The sequence below is a fragment of the Anabaena sp. AL93 genome (assembly GCF_001672085.1).
Lineage (GTDB): Bacteria > Cyanobacteriota > Cyanobacteriia > Cyanobacteriales > Nostocaceae > Dolichospermum > Dolichospermum heterosporum.
Genome location: NZ_LJOU01000106.1, coordinates 1 through 18,472 on the forward strand (window position 1 = coordinate 1; position 18,472 = coordinate 18,472).

Consider the following 18,472-nt stretch of genomic DNA (forward strand, 5'->3'; position numbering starts at 1 on the left):
CCCCCAACTCCCCCAACTCCCCCTGTTCCCTATTCCCTGCTATAACTATAACAAATTACGCAAAAACGTCTGATTTATGGCTAATTATGGAGGAATCAACACTGTGACAAATGACCCAGGGTTGTATATTTTGCTCGTCAGCGTTCATGGTTTAATTCGTGGTAACAATCTAGAGTTAGGTAAAGATGCTGACACTGGTGGACAAACCAAATACGCGGTAGAACTGGCTTGCACATTAGCTAAAAATCCCCAAGTCGCAAGGGTTGATTTAGTAACCCGGTTGGTAAATGATCCCAAAGTTAGCCCTGATTATGCTCAACCAGTCGAAATTCTCACAGATAAAGCCCAAATTATTCGCATCGCCTGTGGTCCCAAACGCTACCTCCGCAAAGAAGTTCTTTGGCCACACTTAGATACATTTGCAGATGAATTACTCAAACACATTCGCAAAATCGGCAAAATTCCTCATGTTATTCATACACATTATGCTGATGCTGGATACGTAGGTTCTAGGGTTGCGGGTTGGTTAGGTATACCTTTAGTCCATACGGGTCACTCTCTGGGACGTATCAAACAACAAAGATTATTAGAACATGGGACTAAACAGAAAACCATTGAAGAAAATTTTCATATTAGTACAAGAATAGAGGCGGAAGAAATCACTCTGGGAAGTGCAGCTTTAGTTATAGCCAGCACTCATCAAGAAGTTGAAGAGCAGTATAGCGTTTACGATCACTATCAACCCGAACGTATGGTAGTCATCCCTCCAGGTGTCACCTTAGAGCGTTTTTATCCAGCCGCAGATAATTGGCAAAATCCGCCTATTCAACAGGAATTAGAGAAGTTTCTCAAAGACATACAAAAGCCTATAATTATGGCGATTTCTCGCCCAGCTATCCGTAAAAATGTCAGTAGTTTAATTAAAGCTTATGGGGAAGATCCCGAACTGCGCCAATTAGCTAACTTGGTGCTAATTTTAGGCAAAAGAGACGATATTTTGGCGATGGAATCGGGTCCGCGTCAAGTATTTTTAGAGATATTGCAATTAATAGACCGCTATGATCTTTATGGTCATGTTGCTTATCCTAAACATCATCATGCAGATGATGTACCAGATTTATATCGGTTAACGGCGAAAACCCAAGGAGTGTTTATCAACCCAGCTTTAACAGAGCCATTTGGACTGACATTAATTGAAGCGAGCGCCTGTGGTGTCCCTATCATTGCTACGGCTGATGGTGGTCCAAGAGATATTCTCGCGGCTTGTCAGAATGGATTATTAATTGATCCTTTGAATATTCAAGATATTCAAACTGCTTTGCGAACATCGCTCACCAATCCAGAACAATGGCAACAATGGTCTAAGAATGGCATGATTAATGTTTGCCAACATTTTTCTTGGGATAGTCACGTAGAGCATTATCTCGAACAAGTTCACCGATTATTGCCCCAAAAACGCATTCAATCTCTGTTAAGTCCGCTTGTTAAATCCCCCGCAGATGAACATCCCGATTGGAATATATCGGAGACTAATCACTTACCAACGGCTGATCGGTTTTTGGTGTGTGAAATTGATAATACTCTATTAGGTGATGGGGAAGCTTTAGCACAGTTAATTCAGAGGATTCGTGATCAGGGGAATACAACTGGAGTCGGTATTGCTACAGGTCGCAGTCTGAAAAGTACCTTAAATATGTTGGAGGAATGGCGTTTTCCCATGCCAGATTTGCTGATTACATCGGCAGGAAGTGAAATTTACTACGGTCCGCAGATAGTCACAGATACAAGTTGGAAAAGACATATTTCTTACCATTGGCAACGGTCAGAAATTCGGAAAGTGATGCAGGATATTCCTGGGGTAGAATTGCAATCGGCTGATGCTCAGGGTAAGTTTAAGGTTAGCTATTTTGTGGATGAGGCAAAATCACCTAGTGTCCGCGAAATTATCCGTCGTTTGCGCCAACATCGTCTTCATGTGAAGGGATTTTATAGCCATAATATGTATCTTGATTTATTGCCTATCCGAGCCTCTAAGGGGGATGCTATTCGTTATGTGGCTCTAAAATGGGGGTTGCCTGTGCAACGCTTTTTGGTGGCTGGGGCTTCGGGTAATGATGAATCTATGTTAGCTGGTAATACTTTGGCAGTGGTGGTGGGAAATCACAGTCAGGAAGTGGAAAAGCTGCGCGGTTTACCACAGATTTACTTTGCTGAAGGAAATTATGCTTGGGGGATTTTGGAAGCTTTAGATTATTATGACTTTTTCGGCAACTTATCTCCAACACCATAAGCAGGTTGGCGTTGAAAATTGTCGTTATGGCAAGGCAAGAGGCAAGAGGCAAGAGGCAAGAGTGAAGAGGGTTTGGGCGATTTTACGTTTCTTTGCACAGTTTGGTTTTATTGTGTTCACCTACTTAACTGTCCGGGGACTTATATTGCTCAAAAAGAGATAAATATAGAAAATCCGTCAACCACCCATCACCAAACTGAGTACAGTTTTGGTGGGGGTCTCCTGGAGGTTTAGATGAATTCATCCATATTCATCTGCGTTTATCTGCGTTTATCTGCGGTCAATAATTCTGGAAATCTGATTTTGGATGACACGGGTTTTTTGGGAAAATAAAATTTCCCGTAGCAATTCACTATAAAATCTAAAATTCAAAACAGAGATTAGCACACATGGAAAATCTTACTCCTAATTCTAGTTTTAGTGTGACATTGCGCTTACAAATTCCCAATCGGGTGGGGATGTTAGCTTCTGTTACTCAAGCGATCGCTGCCACTGGTGGTAATCTAGGACAAATTGATTTAATTGAACAAACTCGCCAAGAATCTATCCGTGATCTGACTGTTGATGCGGCGAGTACGGAACACGCGGAAACTATTGTGCAAGCGGTGAAGGGATTACCAGATATTCAAGTAATTGATGTTTATGACCGCACCTTTAATTTACATCGCGGTGGCAAAATCAGTATTGTGAGTCGAATTCCGCTCAAAAGTGTTTCTGATTTAGCTATGGCTTATACTCCTGGAGTTGGTCGCATTTGTAAGGCGATCGCCGAAAATCCAGAGGAAGTGTATAATCTGACTATCAAACAGAACACGGTGGCGATCGTCACTGATGGTAGTGCAGTATTAGGTTTAGGCAATTTGGGACCAGCGGCGGCTTTACCCGTGATGGAAGGGAAAGCGATGCTGTTTAAGGAATTTGCTGGACTGGATGCTTTTCCCATCTGTTTAGATACTCAAGATACAGATGAGATTGTCAAAGCAGTTAAAAATATCGCCCCGGTTTTTGGTGGTGTAAATTTGGAAGATATCGCTGCCCCCCGCTGTTTTGAAATTGAAAAAAGACTGCGGGCGGAATTAAATATCCCGATTTTTCATGATGACCAACATGGTACAGCCATTGTCACCTTAGCGGCTTTGTTTAATGCTCTCAAACTCGTGCAGAAATCCCTTGCAGATATCCGCATTGTGATTAATGGTGCGGGTGCGGCTGGGGTAGCGATCGCTCGGTTACTCCGCAAAGCCGGTGCAGAAACCATTTTGATGTGTGATTCTAAGGGGATTATTTCCCATAATCGCACTGATTTAACTGCTGAAAAACTGGAATTTGCAGTTAAAGCCCAAGGAACTTTAGCTGGTGCAGTTCAAGGTGCAGATGTCTTCATTGGTGTCAGCGCACCGGGAGTTTTGACACCAGAAATGGTACAGGGAATGAGGAAGGATGCAATTGTGTTTGCAATGGCTAATCCTATTCCCGAAATTCAGCCCGAATTAGCTCCTAAAAACGTCGCTGTGATGGCTACGGGTCGGAGTGACTACCCCAACCAAATCAATAACGTCCTGGCGTTTCCTGGGGTGTTTCGTGGGGCTTTAGATTGTCGGGCTAGGACGATTACTACTGCTATGTGTTTGGAAGCTGCCAGTGCGATCGCATCTTTAGTTAAACCCTCGGACTTGAACCGGGAACATATTATTCCTTCTGTCTTTGATCGGCGTGTTGCTACTGCTGTGGCTGCTGCTGTCCAACAAGCCGCACGGGAAGAAGGTATTGCTCAAAGTTAGTTAATTTTTGACACTCCCCGGTCTAAAGACGCGGGGATTCTTAATCGAATAATTGTCAAGACAACTGCTCGAATAATATCCGCTTTTCAGGTATTACCTTAGATGTACGGTTCTTGCCCTGATCCTGTTTGCCATTACTGGCAGAATCATCTCTGACAAGCGTAACTTTCCGAGAGTCCCCCGGTAGGTTTTTAATGTCTTTGCTGACAAATTTTAAATTAGCTCTTCACAGTAATTATACCAGTGGCGTTATCATCTGCACCCGGAGAGGCAGGAACTGTGTCATAATGGGCAGCAATGAGAATTGCTCCGGCGGTTTTGTTTGTTCCTGGTCGTTGGGTAAAAATATTTACACCTTGAGGAAATTTTTCTAGTTGAGGTTGCCAGCCAAATTTTCGCAGTTCCTTTGTGATATATGTACGGGTAAGCGATCGCTCCATTTTGCTATAACGCCGAAAATTCAATTTTTGAACATGAGCGAAAAGTTGATTACTATCAACCAATAGAGTATTGTTCACATTTTGGGGTTTCCCCGGGGTTTGAGGTTGTTGTACAGGAGTATTTTTAACTATCGGTACAATCTCAGATTGCGGAAAAAAACCGCCAATAGTCAAAACAATCATTACCGGAAAATGTTCATTCGTCATTGACCAACGATCCTGATTGAACTGCATTCAATTTCGCCTGTTGGTCAATTCCTCACTCGCGCGCATTCATCCCACACTCCTAAGAGTGAGATGTGGGACTTCTGCTGTTTGTGTTAAAACTACACCAAGTTTGACAGATTGTCTTTTGACATGGACATCATGATAAGAGATGTAAAAAGTATACTTTCCCAATAGACATCTCCAGAAATTAAAGATGCTTGACCTGAAACCCTTGTAGAGACGTTCCATAGAATGTCTCTAGCATCTTTTTTGGAGATGTCTAATTGCCAATTCCCAGTTCCCATCATGAATATGCTAGATTTATTACTCATCACATTACTAGGTTTCTTGGGCAGTTTTGGACATTGCTTTGGAATGTGTGGACCCTTAACAGTAGCTTTTTCTCTTTCTAAACAGCAGGAAAATCCAACTTGGCAACAGCAATTAAAGTTTCATACCTTACTCAACTTGGGGCGAATGTTGAGTTACGCTTTAGTAGGTGCTGGTATTGGCACAATCAGTTCGGTATTAGTAGAAGGTGGACAACTTGCAGGAGTCGGTAGTGATTTGCGGCGTTGGATAGCCATAATTACAGGCATAATTCTGATTTGGTTTGGTTTAGGACAGGTGAAACCAGATTTATTACCGCATATTCCCCTACTACACCCCATCTTAAAAGGGAATTTACACAACCGTCTCAGTGCAGCCATGCTCAAGTTATCTGCACAAACTCAATGGTGGACACCGACACTTTTGGGCATGACATGGGGATTAATGCCCTGTGGTTTTTTATATGCGGCTCAAATTAAGGCTGCGGCGACAGGGAATTTGTGGCAAGCAACAGCGACAATGTTAGCTTTTGGAATTGGCACGCTGCCCATCATGCTAGGTGTAGGTGTTTCTACGGCTTTAATGAGTAAAGATCGCCGCAGTCAATTATTTCGCTTGGGTGGTTGGCTAACTCTAATAATTGGGGCTATTACCCTCTTACGAACGGGGGATACCATGACAGACTATAGCGGACACGCTTCTCTAATTTGTTTAATTCTCTCATTGATTGCCCGTCCTGTGAATAGTTTTTGGTCTGCACCTCTGCGTTACCGTCGAGCTTTGGGAGTTGGGGCTTTTGTTCTGGCTGGGGTACATACTATTCATCATGTTGAACATTCTCTAGCGTGGAATTTCAACGCTTTTTGGTTTTTAAAGTTAGAATTTCAATGGGGGATGATTGCAGGAGCTATGGCATTATTATTAATGCTTCCTGCTGCTTGTACAAGTTTCGACTTTCTGCAAAAGTCATTAGGTAAGCGTTGGCGACAAATTCATCTCCTGAGTGTACCAGCTTTGTTATTGAGTGCTATTCATACGCTGATGATCGGTTCTCATTACCTGGGTGCTTTCAGATTAAGTTGGCAAAACCAGTTAGCAGCCGTGTTCCTGGGGATAATTATTTCTGGTGTATTATTAGTGCGCTCACGGTATTTTTGGTTATATTTACATCTAGAAAAATTTTATGTTCCTCCCAATAAGTCGCGGTAAATTGACTCGTTCTACTCAATGTAACAGCAAAATCAGGTATCTATTATTATTAATTTTATCTAGTTTGATAGTTACTACAAATACTCAAGTTTTAGCCCACACGGTGAAAATATCCGAAGATGTGGGTGGTACTGTCCATTTAGAACCTAATGATAATCCCCGCGCTGGGGAAGTTACTCAAACTTGGTTTGCCCTGACGCGAAAGGGTGGTAAGGTAATTCCTTTAAAAGATTGTAATTGTCGGTTGGCTATTTATGCTGAACCTCATGTAGCAGGAGAACCAGCATTAATTGAACCTCGATTAAAATCTATTCAGGCTGAACGGTATGAAGGCATACCAGGAACAGAAGTAACTTTTCCCAAGCCAGGGGCTTATCAGTTGCAATTGAGTGGTAAACCTGTGATTGAGGGAAGTTTTAAACCTTTTGAGTTAAAGTTTGTTGTCACTGTGGCTACAGGAAAGGCTGTAGATATTTCTCAACCGGGGCAAAATGTCAACGAGAATCAGCAAGGAACAAAAATTGGTTTAGTACAACCTTTAATTTGGTTGGGAGTTTCGTTAATTTCAGGTGGTATTGTAGTTTTTTTGAGACAAATTAAGTAAGTTGGCGTTAAAAATTGTCGTTGGGATCAGACATTTGACTTTTGACTTCTGCCCTGCGGTACTAGTAGTCTGTCAAATAAATTTTGACGGATAAAGAAGAAATGAACCACGAAGGACGCAAAGAGCGCGAAGGAACAAGGAAGAGGAGAAAGAAGCTTGTTTAACTTTAAGAGAATTAGAACGTCTATTGGTAAGGTAAGTAGGTGAACACAATAAAACCAAAGTGTGTAAAGAAAAGTAAAATCGCCCAAAGCTTCTTCACTCTTGCCTCTTGCCTCTTGCCCTCCTATAACGACAATTTTCAATGCTAACCTACTTATCTCGTAGACAAATATAACCAAAGTATTGATGCTCGTTTAGGAGATCAAACTCGTTATCAAAGATGGGAAGCTGGGTTAATTGTTGCACCTGATTTAATCTCAGAAGAAGATTTGCGTATTTGTTTAATGAAACAAACTCGACGCTCGATTTATAGGGGTGGATATCTGCAACTTGAAAATCTCACCTATCGGGGTGAAAACCTAGCTGGTTACGCTGGGGAAAGCGTGGTGTTGCGATTTAACCCCAAAGACATTACAACTATCTTGGTTTATCGTCAAACAGGTTCTCAAGAAGAATTTTTAGCTCGTGCTTATGCTCAAGATTTGGAGACTGAAGAATTGTCTCTGGATGAGGCTAAAGCCATGAGTCGCAGGATTCGACAAGCAGGTAAAGAAATTAGTAATCGTTCGATTTTGGCAGAGGTAAGAGACAGAGAAACTTTTGTTAAGCAAAAGAAAACGAAAAAGGAACGCCAAAAAGAAGAACAGGTTGTAGTTGAAAAAGCCAGCAGTGAGCGTCTTGCCCTGAGCGAAGTCGAAGGGAGTCGAACTGTTAAAAAACCTGTGATTGTTGAACCAGAAGAAATAGAAGTGGCATCTGTGGAAAGTTCTTCACAACCAGATATGCCAGAGGTTTTTGATTATGAACAAATGCGCGAAGATTACGGGTGGTAAATTATGACTTCACAACAAGCCCAAAGTGTTGCTCAAGAATTAGGTGATATTCTCCCCAATGATGAGAAATTACAAGCAGAAATTCACCGATTGAATCGGAAGAGTTTTATTCAATTGGAACAGGTGAAAATGCTCCATGATTGGTTCTATTCGGGCTTTAAAGAAGGGATTATTATTTTAACATCAGCTAAATATTTGAAACTTTCAATTATAAATGATAGAATGTAATTGTGGGTGAACGTCGGCTTCATGCCGTGTGTTTGGGTAGCTTGTCTACTTAAATCTAGCCCACAAACCATTTTAGTTTATCTAGTAATAGTCGGTTATAATCAGTTTTAGATAAACCTCTTTTGTAATTATTTTGCAAACTAAATTTAGCTAATTTAATACATTTACTCACTAATTAATTGCAAGTCTTGTATCTATACTGATGATGTATCAGTAGGGGCTGTGGCAATTATTTTTAATAGTAAATGGTGACACCGAAATTCAGCAGGATATGATTTTCCTGATGGAACTACCCTCTGATGATCCGAGGTTTTGTGATCACGAATTGGAAAATCTGGATGATCATTTAATGTGCATGGTACTTTAGTCTCAATATTGGTAAAAGCTTTGTTAGGATCACCAGAAAAAAGATAACCGAGCATTCCTCCTTCATAAGAAAAGGGTGCATACTTGCAAGTTATAAAATTTTCATTTATTTCTTTTACATATTCACCTACTGCGCCATCTGTTTTTAAAACTTTAGCTTCTAAAGGCCATATAATCCTTCTATTCTTTCTAAGAATAAATGCAATGTCATACTCTTTTGGTTGTGCTGGTGCAACTTGACGAGTCTCCCTTTCATAAGAACCATGTTGAACATAATATGGCTCATCCCCTGTCATAACGCTGCGAATTTCTGGCTCAAGCAGTTGAGTGATATCTCTTTCAATATCATCTTCAGCTTGACTACAATCAATTTCTGAGAATACCTCGTTTACTAATAAATCATATCCTTTCCACACAAAAGTAAGTATATTGATTGATGCTGTTTCACACCAATCCTTAGAAATCGCCATGAATTCATCTGTCTCTGGCCATCTTAATTCCGAAATTGTCTGCCGTCTTCTAATCAAAATTTAACTCCTGTACTACTAATATTTTGCGTTTAAATTTAGTTAATTAATCTCAGATATATATCTAAGTCATAATATCTGCGGCTACTTCGTCAGCATCTCTTAAAGCCATAGAGCGAGTCCAATAACGAATTTTGTCAGGTTTGATTAAATAAATAGTAGGAATTTTCACCCCTTTCAATTCTACAGAATCATAGATACTGGCAACACGCTGATAAAAGATGCCACCGTCTTCTATACTTCCTCTTTCCAGATATAACTTATTTAAGTTTTCCAAACGTTCCATTAAATCAGGGGAGTCAATAGGTTTAATATGAACACCTTCAGAATCAGGCTTATTAAGATAAATAGCCACTAAGCGAATAGGAAGAAGAGTTTTAGTTTGTTCCTGAAATATGGTGGCGCAAACTTGTTTATCTTGTCCAAATCCTGCTTTAAGAACTCGCAAGAAATACTCACAATATGCCGTAAGTTCAGGTTCAGTATTATTCTGAAATTGACTATTATCTATACGGTGAGTTCTTTTGCGTCCTGGCGAAGCACCATCTCCTTTAAAGTCTGGCAGAGTGTAATTAAATAAATCATTAATTAGCACCCATTCACTATCTTTAAATTCAAAAGCTTGTCGTATGCGCTCATCTATATCATCATCATCAATTGTTTTTATATTATGTAATTCTCCTACCGATAATTCAGGTATTGGCACACGCAGTAAATCGCTTGGTTTTATTTCAGGAATATATGACGCAAAACGACCATTTGAAAGTAGTAGATAATAGACAGCCAATTTACTTTTGTAGCTCAGACAAGCTGCTTCTAATATTAAAGAATTTTCTTCGGCAATGTGTACACTGACATAGCTACCAGAGCAAATAATTCCTTCATTAGTTCCATCTAATTCAGTTAGTTCTGCTCTAAATCGTTTATTTTCTACTAGCCAGCTTTGCTTGATTATTAATTGTGGTAAATTGAAAGCATCTATTTTTGTTGATCTTCCTCGTTCAGCGTAGGGATCTTGATTAATAGGAAAATCATTTTTACTAATACGAATAGATGTATTTTTTGGGAAATTTTTCGTTTCTAAAATTCGTCTATTTAAAAGATGATTATACCTTTGTTTATTAGTACCTCTAATTATTCCCTGACTAGTAATAGCAATATTATTATTCTCTAATTGTGTAAGATTATTAAATCTACTTAATCTCCTAATAAGATTCAGATCGCGTCTTCCTCCCCACATTAAAGCTGTCCAAACTAATGGATCTGTTATTGCCTCTTGTGGGTAAATTATATTAATATAATCTGGCTCAATTACTATATGATAGTCATCCTCATTTGTCATAACGGGCTTGGGACAAATGTATGTCAAAGGCTCACCATCAGGAGGTATTGCTGACATAGTAATGATACAAGTTGGAGAAATAGCATCTTTAAAAAGTCCAAAACGTAATGCAGACAAATTAACTATTTCTTCTATTTTGAAATCTGAAAAGAGAGTATTACGGAATATCTGAGCAGGTTTACTTTGATTAAAAATCAAAGCCATTGCAGGTTGCATCATTGCGATTTGCCCACCCAATTTAGTTAAAGCAGCAGCTTTTGGTAGAAAGAAAAGGGCAATATTACCATAAGAGGTATTCCATTTATTCCGATTTTCAGGTCTATTCTTCCAAGAATCTATGTATAAAGATTTCTTTACGGAATTTTTACCCCAGGGTGCATTACCAACAACTAAATCATATTTAGCAGCATCTTCAACAGAACGAAAACCTTCTTTTTCTTCTTCAAAAAAATCAGCAGCAATTAATTGACGTTCACGTAATCTAGGAAAGCGAAACTCATTATCCCAATAATATTGAGGTTCAACTTTATCAAGCATGGTTAAATAAAGACTAAAAGATGCTACTCTTACTGCTTGAGCATCTACATCAACACCAAATAAATTATTTTCTAGTAAATATTTTAAATCACTAGGTTGAATTTTTTTTGGATGAGCTTTTTCCCATCTATAAATTAAACGTTGGAATGCTTTAACTAGAAAAATTCCTGAACCACAAGCAGGATCAAGAATCTTCATATCCCATTCTTCACTATCCCAAGGTAAAACACCATCTAATACAAAATCAACTATATGTTCTGGTGTGTAATGAACTCCTGTGCCAGATTCTTTACTAACAAACTCCTCATATATACTACTGATAAACTCTAAAGGTATAACGTCAAAACGGTAGTATGGCCATAGACTTAATTGTCCAGTTTCAATGTCTATATGACCACTAACAAAATCAGCAAGTATATTTAGGTGGGTTTCTTTAACTTTTTGTTCTTCTGTTTGCCATTCAGTTTCACGTTTTTCTTCCGTAGCACCTTTACCTGGGAATAAATCACCATTGAACTTGCTATTAAGCCAACGGAAAAATTTATAAGTATCTCTATGATTTCTTAATATGTCAGCTAAATGAGAGTATTTAGCAGATAATTCACCAATTCGATATAAATAATCTAGTAAGTTTGTATTTAAAGCAGGATTACCTTCAGATTCTTGACGATCAAAAAGGAATTGAATAAAAATAATTCTTGCTAATAAATCATGAATCGTGTCATCATCAAGTTCTTTTTTTTGAAGTATTTTCCGAACACTTTTTAGATTTTTTAACAGCATCTGGTCAGCAGCTTTTTTTCGTTGAAATCGCTGACTATGTTCTTGGAAAAATTGACCAGATACTAGATCAACCCAGTGTAACCGCAAAGTTTCAGCAGCTTGACCTGAAAGAGATAACTGATTAAATGACTCAATTTCCTGTTTAGAAACATTAACTACAGGCTTGATAACATCATCCTCTTTTGGAGGTTCTTCGTAGCACGTCCAAATTCTTAATCGCTGAGGTTCTGTTGTAATTAGTGATGGTGTACGAGAAAAACTCCAAGCAAGTTGATAAGTTTTTCTTATTGTGTCTTCTGAAACTTCTGTAGGAAAATCGCACACCAACGCAATAGGTGTTTCTGTTGAGTCACCTTGAGGATTTGCCGACAGCACGCCTATTTGCACACCATAACCATCTGAAAGTTTGCTGATAGTTCTACCTAATTTTTCCCTAGCGATTCCTGCATAAACACCTGGACCAGCACCAGATGGGTCCAAAATTTCTTGTGGAGTTGGCCAGTGAAGCTTTTCATGTGCTAGTTCAAGTAGTCCAGACTGTGACATTCCGTTTTTTACGCTGAATTAAAGTATAGTTTCAGATTTCAACCATCACATTGTCATGATATTGATTGATATTCTTCAAGAGTACAGGAGTATTATCCATTGCTGCAATAATAATATTTAAATATAGTTCATAAAATTTTATTTAGAGCGATCGCTCCGCTCGCCGAAGGCATCGCACTTTCATCAAAAGCAAGCGATGCTCCCAATATACAGTAATCATGCGACTTCAGTTTTAATCAGCCAATTTTTTAGCTAACCCCTGATAAATAACATCTAACCACACGGGAATCACAGAATCTGCCGAAATTTTGGCTCAATTTGCTCCCCAAAATCCTGCTGAAACTCAACCAGCGAAAAGTAAAAAAGGGAAAAAATCTCCAACTTCAGATAGCGAACGTAATTTATCAAAAAACTTATTCGACACTTACAGTAATACAGAAGATAATTTAACTCGTTGTGCCATTAGTTATCTACTCAAAAATGGCTGTAAAATTAGCAATAAAGATTTCAACACCTTTCAACACCCCTCCCGGAGTGGGCTACGGTGTACACACAAGTCTTAAAATTCCCCCTATGACTTGGTTTCGTTATCTAATTTTAGGCTGTGCGATAGCGTTCGCGGTAGTGTCTCGTTCGCGGTAGCGTTCCGATAGCTTGCGTGGCGACGCAGGAGCCATAGGAATAGAGATAGCGCGACCTAGGAATCGCTCTGGAAGTCTTTCATTGCCTTCCCGTAGCGTCTCCCACAGAGGAGGAATAACGAAGCGATAGCGAACGCATTGCGTCCCGGAGGGAACTAGCGCGACCTAGGAATCGCAAAAACCACAAGATTATGTGATTACTTGCGCTCGTAATGACAATTTCAGGGGTCTATAACGCCTGAAACCCTTGCAGATAACACTTGTGTGTACACAAAAATGAGCGCGGAGGGATTCGAACCCCCGATCTACAGGACCGGAACCTGTTGCTCTATCCACTGAGCCACGCGCCCTTATACCTCTATTACCATAGCACACTTTTTCAATTTAAATAAAATTAAATTATGAGTAAGTAGGTGAACACAATAAAACCAATCTGTGTAAAGAAAAGTAAAATCGCCCAAACCCTCTTGACTCTTGCCTCTTGCATGAGTGCCTCTTGCCTTGCCATAACGACGATTTTCAATGCTAACCTACTTAATTTGCTGGGTCAACGGGTGTACCATCACGGCGGACTTCAAAATGGAGGTGGGGTCTGGTGGATAAGCCTGTAGAACCAACAGCAGCGATCGCTTGTCCTTTCTGTACAGTTTGTCCTTCACTAACGTATAATTCTAGTGTGTTCATAGAGGGTGGTCATCGCCCGACTATGGCTGATAATCAACATAAACAGGATTATGCCTGACCTGTGGCAAAATTTAACACAGCGATTCAAACCGAATTCCTATTCATGGCAGTAATTACGGGTAATAAAATGATTTATTGAATATTACAGCAAATTGTCATCAAACCCGGAACAAGAACCCCACCCCCAACCCCCTCCCCGCAAGCGATGAGGGGGCTAAGATGTACCTTATATGATTGGAAATCGCTGTATGAGCGATCGCAATAGTGGCTGTGTAGTAACACACTTTATTATTTTGGGTATCCTATTAAAATGGAAACCATGAATAGTTATTGATACTAGCAGTGCGAAACCGTCAACTCCCTTATTTTTTATTTTCTTTGACTTTAGTGATCATAATTGGCTTTGTTAAGTTCTTAGATAAATCCCCAAGTTTTCCCTGTGAAAAAGCGGGATTTATGGTTAGCCAAATTACACAATCTTATATCCATCCTGAGAAAATATTAGTCCGTCCCTGGTTGGGTCAACATCATGTATATGCTGTATTTATGCTGCCAACTAATTATGTATATGATCGGCTTATCAAAGTTAATTTACCAGTCAATAAAACCTTTTGTGGAACTACCGTTAAATTCACTCAAGCTATAGATGACATTAATCTTCAACCAGGACATTATTTAGTCAGGGGATATTTACAAACACGCACTGCACTCCAATATATCTTTGCAGGCAAAATAAATGACTTAAAGCAAGTAAGTAATTGGCAATTACTTACCCACTTTGTCAAATAAAGATAAAAAAACGCTGCTGATTTTCTGTTTTCACAGCCAGGGACTCAGCAACGCTATTTTTTAATCCACAGTATTAACTACTGACTACTTACACAGCTTCAGTATTCTTTTCACCTGTTCTAATTCTCACAATTTGTTCAACAGGGGAGATGAAAATTTTACCATCACCAATTTCACCAGTACGGGCGGCGGCGATAATTTTATCTACAACCATATCAACTTGGGCATCTTCAACCACAATTTCCACTTTCAGTTTTTGGAGAAACTCCACAGTATATTCCGAACCCCGATAGCGTTCAGTTTGACCCTTTTGCCGTCCGAAACCCCGAACTTCAGAAACTGTCATCCCGACGATGCCCGCATTAACTAAGGCGATTTTCACTTCATCCAATTTAAATGGACGAATAATGGCTTCTACTTTTTTCATTTTTTTGATTCCTGACTTCTAATAACGTCGTTTATATATCTAAGCAGATTCATTGTCTCACGGTGTGAATACAGCCATAGTTATTTAATTTCAGCCTGATGTATGGGATTTCGCACTTTTTTTACACTTCCCATTATGGACTATTTTTTGGCAAAAGTGATCACTTCGCCTGTCCCAGACTCTGCCAATCAGCGATCGCCTGTTCCGTCCATAGCCAATTTTGTGATAACCTCTCAATAGTAAAGTCTGCTGGTGCATTTTGAATCACCATCTGCCGCAGTTTAATCGCTTCCTGTAAATATTGCTGGCGTTTATCAGCAGGTTGATTCTTCGCCGATTTATATAAACCCAATGCTAACCCAGCATAAGCCGTCAAAGCCTCCGGTTCTCCCGCTATTTGGGGATATTTCATTGGACCTGAACCTTGATTCTGTTGAGGTTTTAAAGCCAAACTCAGCGACTTAAACCAAGCATCATTAGCATAATTGAGATTATCCTCCCCATAATAGGCAAATCCTAAAGAATTATTATATAAAAGAGAATCTGGCTGATTTTGTACAGCCCTAGCCCAATAACGACGGGCATCATCAATACTGTACTTATTATTTTTCGTTTGGACTAACTGCCAAGCTAAACGCCCCCGGAAAAAGTTCACAGATGGATTTTCAGCATCCTGAACAGGAATCAAATTTAAAGCTGTTTCCGCAGCCGTAAAAGCCCCACGATTTAGTAATTCATTAATAGCATCCAACCCAGACTTTAAATTACCTTGACTCAACTGTGCCGTAGCTGTAGCCGTGACAATTCCCGTAGATGAATTAGCTAAATTAATGGGTGGATACTGATTACTCGTGAAATTTTCTCCGGGAATTGGTGGAACATCAGAAGACTTCTGTGCTTGTCGTTGATGCCACCACCAACCAATCCCCACAATCATAGTAATTACACCTGCTCCCACCAAACCATACAGCAACAAGGGTGATTTCATCCAGTAAGAGCGATTACTCTTGGGAGTCACAGGTGACGGTGATAACTGAGGATTTACCTCACGCTTCTCAAAATTCAAAGGAGTTGGCGTAATTTGAGTGGGAACATTTCCCCAATCTAAATTTTGTTTCGTGGGGGCAACCTGCATTTCCGACTGATAATGATGATTCTCCTCGATTAATTCCGCCTTCATACTTGGTTTTTCTGGTTTAGTCACCGGATTGCCAAGCTGACGAAACAAATCAGAAACTATTGCCGAGTCCTCATTATAGCTAGGGTCATCATACTCAATCTCATCCACAAGATCACCCCAAGTATCCTCCCCTAGCCAGTCTACCTCCGTCCTTTCCTCTTCAAAATTATGATTAAGAATATCATCTATAGCCATTATACTTTCTAGATTACTGGCTATAGCAGAATAATTATCACTATTAGTCAGCTTAGTCGGCTGATACTCGTTCAGCAACTCAGAATAGCCAGATAAATTAACTTGTGGTGTCAAACAACCATCAAATTCTCGCTGAAGATACAAAATCGGCAAAGCCCAGTACATCTGTTGAGAACCATAGGCAGAAATTAAACCTTGACGGACTCGACTTACACATAAATCTAAAGCATAGCCCTGACCCAAATTGCGGTAAAACAACTGTGTCAGCGTCAGTGCCACCTCGTCAGGGATGCGTTCTGACATCGCCAAAATACTTCTAATTCCTCGTTTTACCAAACTTTCAGTTAAATTCCGTTCCCCTGAGTCTTCCGCTACCTCGGATCTCGCCCGATATGCCCCCAAACAGGAGTTAAACACTGCCACTTGAATATTATTATTCACCAGTAGCCCAGCTAAATCATCTCCATTGAGAGTTTCTGTTAAACCAGTTTTTTTACTCACTAAATAAATTTGTCCACCATTGCCACCCAAATTGCTGTGACCAGAATAGTGGAGAATATGGTAATGTCCCTGTTCTAGGGCTTGGGTAAGTTCTTCCCGTCCCGGTTGATCTAGAACAGTTAATTCAATTTCTGGTAGATGATGATTACCATCAGCCACCTTTAATGTTTGGCGGCGCAGTTCTGCCTTCAGATTAATAGCTTCTTGTTTGAGTAAATCCAGCCGGACTAAATCAGTAGGTGCAGAAATGACCATTAACACTCTTATCCCCCGTGCTTCCGGCGACATGGGCAGATTATGAGTTGGTAAACGGGATGGTGGGGCAATCCCACTTTGGTAACGGGCAAAGGTAATATAAGGCCCAGTAGCCAAAGGGCGATCGCCAGCGTGCATAATTTCCCACGGCAACCGCGCCAACCGCGTATCCTTCAGTCCTAATCTTAGCCGCAGCACCTGTTGGTGATTTTGGGCAATACCTTGGGCGGTAATCCAACTATCCCGCAGCGTTCCTTGAAACAACCCATTATACAAATCTTGTCCCAAGGCTACCAAGTTAACAGAGTTTCTAGCTACTATATTCCCCTGCAACACTGACTGCAAGGGATCATCCATTAAATCCCCTGCGGCAGTCAACCACTCAGCCACAGGCCAATGCACCAGTTCTTCTGCCACCGGCACCCCAGGCGCAACTTGTTCCGTCCTCACCAGATAGTCATTTTGCCCCACCGACGTTGCGGAAAGGTGAAATTCCTGGGTCACAACTTCTGCTCCATAAAACTTAGACAATGCTGATAGCACAACGTGGCGCAAGCCATACATTGCTGTTTATTTCCCGCCTCCACCAAGGTAGAATACTACTTCTTGTCCACGGGCGTAACTTTCGGGTGAGCCAACCGTACAAATTCCTTTCGTACATTCAGCAGGTTATAACCCACATTTAAATCCCCATCCATTATAATTATATCCCACATTCCCCAGATACCAAAGCAAATTTAGGAATTAAAAATTTAGGAGAGATCAAGGGTTTCGATAATTTTAGAGGGGGGGAGTGAATAACTACCTCGAAGTTCCTCGTTAAGTAGGTGTATTTTCTCTATAACTAGAAAGACTTTCTGAACCATTGTCAATTTCTCTTTTTGCTTCACAGGTAAATTATCTTCTTTTTTAACAAGACATATTTACTCTTATTTATCCCTGTCAATATTTCCTTTTTCTCCTCCTCATCTGTTTTCTGGTTTAAGTTCCTGCTACATCTATTTTCAGATGAAAAGTAACAATCTATTAACAGTATTTATTTGTCACCGATAATTTTCTACAATAGTGAAAAAGACTTTTATAAAAGGTGCAAGTTAAAAAAGTGTCTAAAACTGTTGCTGAAGTAATGAGTCGTGATCCTATTCTCGTCCATCCTCAAACTCCCTTAAAAGAAGCTATCCAAATTTTGGCAGAAAAACGAATTAGCGGTTTACCTGTAATTGATGACGCAGGTAAACTAGTGGGAATTATCTCCGAAACAGACTTGATGTGGCAAGAAACAGGTGTGACTCCTCCTGCATATATTATGATTTTGGATAGCGTGATTTATTTACAAAATCCTGGTGCGTATGAACGAGATTTACATAAAGCTTTAGGACAAACAGTAGGAGAAGTGATGAGTAAAAATCCCCTGACTATTTCTCCTGATAAACCATTAAGAGAAGCGGCGAAATTAATCCAAGATCACAAAGTTCACCGTCTCCCAGTCCTTGACAGTGTGGGTAAGGTCATTGGTATTCTAACTCGTGGTGATATTGTTCGCACTATGGCTGCTGACTAGTAGTCTGTCAACCCGGAAATGACGGGAGGTAGGGGAGGTAGGGGAGGTAGGGGA

At 40.1% G+C, this 18,472-nt stretch carries 14 protein-coding genes, 1 tRNA gene and 1 pseudogene; 9 read left to right on the plus strand and 7 right to left on the minus strand.

All coding sequences use genetic code 11. From position 1 onward, the window contains the following. Positions 1 to 103: 103 nt before the first annotated feature. Together AN486_RS22365 and AN486_RS22370 are read left to right on the plus strand one after the other, a co-directional pair. On the plus strand, positions 104 to 2,290 hold the full coding sequence (locus tag AN486_RS22365; protein ID WP_290602634.1) for an HAD-IIB family hydrolase: 2,187 nt from the start codon (positions 104 to 106) through the stop codon (positions 2,288 to 2,290). 389 nt (positions 2,291 to 2,679) lie between these two features. Continuing rightward, positions 2,680 to 4,071, plus strand: coding sequence for a malic enzyme-like NAD(P)-binding protein (locus tag AN486_RS22370; RefSeq protein WP_290602635.1), 1,392 nt, complete (start codon positions 2,680 to 2,682; stop codon positions 4,069 to 4,071). Between the two features lie 218 nt (positions 4,072 to 4,289). Here the strand turns inward: AN486_RS22370 and AN486_RS22375 are convergent, their stop codons facing one another. After that, complete coding sequence (locus AN486_RS22375; RefSeq protein WP_053539125.1) at positions 4,290 to 4,745, minus strand: M28 family peptidase; 456 nt, start codon at positions 4,743 to 4,745, stop codon at positions 4,290 to 4,292. Between the two features lie 285 nt (positions 4,746 to 5,030). Here AN486_RS22375 and AN486_RS22380 point away from each other — a divergent pair, with 285 nt between their 5' ends. The 4 genes from AN486_RS22380 to AN486_RS22395 all read left to right on the plus strand — a co-directional run bounded on the left by AN486_RS22380 (position 5,031) and on the right by AN486_RS22395 (position 8,084). Further along, on the plus strand, positions 5,031 to 6,257 hold the full coding sequence (locus AN486_RS22380) for a sulfite exporter TauE/SafE family protein (RefSeq protein WP_039201738.1): 1,227 nt from the start codon (positions 5,031 to 5,033) through the stop codon (positions 6,255 to 6,257). Continuing rightward, positions 6,232 to 6,861, plus strand: a complete 630-nt coding sequence (locus AN486_RS22385) for a hypothetical protein (RefSeq protein WP_168466083.1) — start codon at positions 6,232 to 6,234, stop codon at positions 6,859 to 6,861. Before AN486_RS22380 ends, AN486_RS22385 begins: the two co-directional genes overlap by 26 nt. Before the next feature lie 446 nt (positions 6,862 to 7,307). After that, positions 7,308 to 7,856 carry a Mu transposase C-terminal domain-containing protein gene (locus AN486_RS22390; protein WP_234413375.1) on the plus strand — a complete coding sequence of 183 codons (549 nt, stop codon included), beginning with the start codon at positions 7,308 to 7,310 and terminating at the stop codon, positions 7,854 to 7,856. A gap of 3 nt (positions 7,857 to 7,859) precedes the next feature. Further along, positions 7,860 to 8,084, plus strand: a complete 225-nt coding sequence (locus tag AN486_RS22395) for a hypothetical protein (RefSeq protein WP_053539122.1) — start codon at positions 7,860 to 7,862, stop codon at positions 8,082 to 8,084. Between the two features lie 194 nt (positions 8,085 to 8,278). Here the strand turns inward: AN486_RS22395 and AN486_RS22400 are convergent, their stop codons facing one another. Both AN486_RS22400 and AN486_RS22405 read right to left on the minus strand, forming a co-directional pair. Continuing rightward, positions 8,279 to 8,977 carry a hypothetical protein gene (locus tag AN486_RS22400; RefSeq protein ID WP_053539121.1) on the minus strand — a complete coding sequence of 233 codons (699 nt, stop codon included), beginning with the start codon at positions 8,975 to 8,977 and terminating at the stop codon, positions 8,279 to 8,281. Between the two features lie 64 nt (positions 8,978 to 9,041). Then, complete coding sequence (locus AN486_RS22405) at positions 9,042 to 12,185, minus strand: N-6 DNA methylase (RefSeq protein WP_053539120.1); 3,144 nt, start codon at positions 12,183 to 12,185, stop codon at positions 9,042 to 9,044. 308 nt (positions 12,186 to 12,493) lie between these two features. Here AN486_RS22405 and AN486_RS22410 point away from each other — a divergent pair, with 308 nt between their 5' ends. Next, on the plus strand, positions 12,494 to 12,748 hold the full coding sequence (locus AN486_RS22410; protein ID WP_053539119.1) for a hypothetical protein: 255 nt from the start codon (positions 12,494 to 12,496) through the stop codon (positions 12,746 to 12,748). 355 nt (positions 12,749 to 13,103) lie between these two features. Here AN486_RS22410 and AN486_RS22415 read toward each other — a convergent pair. Next, a tRNA-Arg gene (locus tag AN486_RS22415) sits at positions 13,104 to 13,176 on the minus strand. Between the two features lie 184 nt (positions 13,177 to 13,360). After that, a pseudogene (locus AN486_RS22420) lies at positions 13,361 to 13,526 on the minus strand (M23 family metallopeptidase); the annotation flags it as partial. A 371-nt stretch (positions 13,527 to 13,897) separates the two neighbouring features. Here AN486_RS22420 and AN486_RS22425 point away from each other — a divergent pair. Beyond that, the gene (locus tag AN486_RS22425) at positions 13,898 to 14,299 is read left to right on the plus strand and encodes a hypothetical protein (RefSeq protein ID WP_234413408.1); all 402 of its coding nucleotides are present in this window, start codon (positions 13,898 to 13,900) and stop codon (positions 14,297 to 14,299) included. An 88-nt stretch (positions 14,300 to 14,387) separates the two neighbouring features. Here the strand turns inward: AN486_RS22425 and AN486_RS22430 are convergent, their stop codons facing one another. Both AN486_RS22430 and hetF read right to left on the minus strand, forming a co-directional pair. Further along, entirely contained in the window at positions 14,388 to 14,726 is a 339-nt protein-coding gene (locus AN486_RS22430) for a P-II family nitrogen regulator (RefSeq protein WP_039201734.1), read from the minus strand. Positions 14,727 to 14,886: 160 nt separating this feature from the next. Continuing rightward, positions 14,887 to 17,361, minus strand: a complete 2,475-nt coding sequence (gene hetF / locus AN486_RS22435; protein WP_290602638.1) for a cell division protein HetF — start codon at positions 17,359 to 17,361, stop codon at positions 14,887 to 14,889. Between the two features lie 622 nt (positions 17,362 to 17,983). Between hetF and AN486_RS22440 the strand changes: the two genes are divergently transcribed. Then, positions 17,984 to 18,418 (plus strand): CBS domain-containing protein, encoded by a 435-nt coding sequence (locus AN486_RS22440; RefSeq protein WP_039201742.1) that lies wholly within the window; start codon positions 17,984 to 17,986, stop codon positions 18,416 to 18,418. Positions 18,419 to 18,472 lie beyond the last annotated feature (54 nt).